General features: G+C 66.0%; 3 protein-coding genes. 1 reads left to right on the top strand and 2 read right to left on the bottom strand.

What is annotated here, in order from left to right; translation table 11 throughout:
* Positions 1-54: 54 nt before the first annotated feature.
* The gene (locus I8N68_RS32265) at positions 55-489 is read right to left on the bottom strand and encodes a hypothetical protein (RefSeq protein WP_200216888.1); all 435 of its coding nucleotides are present in this window, start codon (positions 487-489) and stop codon (positions 55-57) included.
* Positions 490-1,028: 539 nt separating this feature from the next.
* Here I8N68_RS32265 and I8N68_RS32260 point away from each other — a divergent pair.
* Positions 1,029-1,550 carry a hypothetical protein gene (locus I8N68_RS32260; protein WP_200216887.1) on the top strand — a complete coding sequence of 174 codons (522 nt, stop codon included), beginning with the start codon at positions 1,029-1,031 and terminating at the stop codon, positions 1,548-1,550.
* A gap of 96 nt (positions 1,551-1,646) precedes the next feature.
* Here I8N68_RS32260 and I8N68_RS32255 read toward each other — a convergent pair whose 3' ends face one another.
* Positions 1,647-2,504 carry a hypothetical protein gene (locus I8N68_RS32255; protein WP_200216886.1) on the bottom strand — a complete coding sequence of 286 codons (858 nt, stop codon included), beginning with the start codon at positions 2,502-2,504 and terminating at the stop codon, positions 1,647-1,649.
* Between the last annotated feature and the right edge of the window lie 334 nt (positions 2,505-2,838).

The following is a 2,838-nucleotide window of genomic DNA, read 5'->3' as shown; positions in this document are numbered from 1 at the left end:
TAGCTCAGCAGTTGTGGAGCAGCAGGTCATGGACCCGTGTTGGTTGCCTGGGGGTCAAGTGACCCGGTGGTAGGAGAGCCAGATCCAGCGCGACTGTTGAGAGCGACGGCCGTCTTCCCAGCGGATGAGTGCAGCTCTAGGGTCGCGCGTGTCGAGACCTCGATTCAGGGTCAAGTAGAGAGACTCATCCGGGTGTAGCCAGCCGAGCGGCATTTTAGGCCACAAGGCCGAGACGGAGGGGTCTCCGACTTCCAACGATGTTCCGTCGTCATCGAAAAGTTGCACCTCGACCTTTTTCATGTCCGCTGGGCCGTGGTTCGTGACGACGACTCGAACCTCCTCGTGCCAGCCAGACTTGTTGTGATAATCGAAAAGATCGAGGCGAGCGGATGGACTCGCCTTCCTCTCGCGCCACCACACACGGACGACGCTGTACCAGAGATTCGCAACGCTGATTACGAGCGCTACCCATGCGGCCAGGGCGCTCACGTCCGTCGCTTGGTATCCAGTATGGGCGCAGCGGTAAGACGGCCTCCACGTCAGTCACTGAGTGTCCGGCTGGGTGACGAGTGAGTGGAAGCCGAGCCAAGTCCTCGGCTCATGGGGGACCCTCGTCAGCAAGAAGCCAGCGAGACGCGCGACAGCGACCGACAACCGCTTGGGCACAGGATGCCAAGGTCCCTGACGCCAACGCCACTCGTCGACACTGATTGTGGAGCGCGCGGTGCATCGAGCCGCCTTTGCAAGGCAGTGTCCGGCAACGCGGCGACGGTGGTTGTCGACCGCAACCCAGGCAGCGAGGCAGCAAGGAGGCAGCGCGAACCTTGAGGCGGGTCGGTCCGGAACATCAACCGACGATGTGCGGCACCTGCTCAGCGACGCGGGTCACTACCAGCCGGCAGCAGGCGACAGCTTGAGACCGCATCCCCCCGGCGGGGGTCATAGGTGGGAGCTGCGCCGATGCGAGAGGACAGGCGCGGGGCTTGCGGCCGGTACCATCCATGGGCCGCACAGCTGACGGAGGCGACATGGGGCGAGCGGACCGCAGTGAGCAGACCCGGCATCGGGCTCGTCGGAAGCTGCGCGCCGCCGTCCTCGGTGCGGTCGTCGCGTTCGCGCTGGTTACACCGACCGCAGCCGTGCTGCTAAAGCGGGACGCCGAGGCCGGACCCAACTTCGGTCGACTGGACGTCATGATCTGGGCAGCCTTCGCGTACCTGCTGGTGCTGCCGGTCTGCGTTGGGGTCGCCTGCTGGCTGCTGGGGCTGCCCCGGCCGTGGCTGGTGGTCCTGCTCGGCGAACTGCTGCTTGCGGTCGTCCTGCGGGTTGGCCACAACACCGGTCCTCACCACTCGCCCGCCTGGGTCTACGGCCTCCAGGGCGCAACGGCCTTCGGCCTCGCCGCCGGACTGACTGCACTGCTGTCGTCGCGCCAGTCGGTAGCCCGCGCGGTACTCCCCACGCCGCCAAGATCCCATGCCAGATGTATGCCAGGACGGCTGATGACCGATGGGCGAAGCGGGGAGCCGCGGGTAGTCCGAGACAGTTGACGCAAGCCAGCGGTTTCCCAGGTCATCGAGTTCGTGAGACCACCCCTGGCGGTGTGCAGTTACTGCCAGGGCCCTCGACAGCAACATATGGCCCGATCAACTCCACTTAAACCTGGCGAGTTGTTGCTTGAACTGTTTCAGGGGGAGGTCGCGGCCCACGGGCGGTGTAAGCGTCAGAGAATAGGTGACCTGCCCGGCCTCCCACCAGACCGCCCAAGGAAAGCCTGGTCCGCCGTAGGTAGTGATGATGCCTCGTCGTGAGCCGATCGGGACCGTGCCGATAGTGGTGGGCCGGTGCACCCTAGCTGTGGGCCGCGCGTCGAGGGACAGCACTGCGCCGTCCGGGTCGCGGAAGGACTGCACCCAACCGCCCGGCGGTGGCCCGGTCGCCACCACCGCCCCCGGCCTAGCCCGGCTTTCGCCGGGGCCCAGGTCCCTTCCGGAAGGATCCCACCGCTTGTCCGCAAGGAGGTCCGGCAAATCCCGCTCAAAGTAGGTCGGATGCAGCCGGGTGGTGGCCGCGTCGCGCAGAACTCTGTCACCAAGGGGTTTCTGCAACGACACGAAAGCGGGCGCGGCGTTACCGTCGGTGGCGCATAATTCTTTTTCTGCTCGCAAAATGCTCGAAGTCACCGAGATGACCACCTGGGTGTCGTCCTGATAGGTGATCGTCGCCTTTGGTCGCGTGGGCTCTCCGCACACCACACTGGCTATGCCGGTGGCCACGGTGATCGAGGTGTCGTCGCGAGCTACGACCGCTGAGACCCATGGCAGCACGGCGGGTCCATCCGGGGTTGGGCTTCGGCTTTCATGCTGCGGTGCCGCCGGCGCGGCCGATGTCGCCTCTTGCGGAGGTTTGGCTGCCTCCCGTTGACCTGTTCCGCAGGCACCACACAGCATCGCAACGAGCGCCGCGGCGGCGATGCGCGCGACCTCGCGCGAGTGGATGATCACCGCAGGAGCCTGCCACGAAGTTGAAGCTCCCCGCTGCCCCGCATCACCAGCCTCAGTCGATCTTCACCCCCAGACTGGTTCCTCCCCGCTTGGGCGTCGAGTAGCCACGCGAGTAGCCAGGGCGGTGCACCCTGACGGACGAGGCCCGACCTTGGCGGACCTGTTGAGCGGCGCCAGCCGGCGTTGGCGCGACCTCGCCCGCTCCTGGCAGTGTGGGGCACACAGGGGGCACAAGACACCGTGAAACGTCGGCAAGTAGCCATCAACGATGGCAGCCCGAGACGTCCTGCGAGCAGGGGCCGAGCAGGGTTCCCGCTGGTGGCGGGACAGCAGA

The organism is Micromonospora coerulea, from assembly GCF_016598485.1.
Lineage (GTDB): Bacteria > Actinomycetota > Actinomycetes > Mycobacteriales > Micromonosporaceae > Micromonospora > Micromonospora coerulea.
This window is presented reverse-complemented; position numbering and strand designations above follow the sequence as displayed.

Bases quoted from the DNA above. Each gene is read 5' to 3' on its own strand.
- I8N68_RS32260 (WP_200216887.1), top strand. From the start codon at position 1,029: ATGGGGCGAGCGGACCGCAGTGAGCAGACCCGGCATCGGGCTCGTCGG.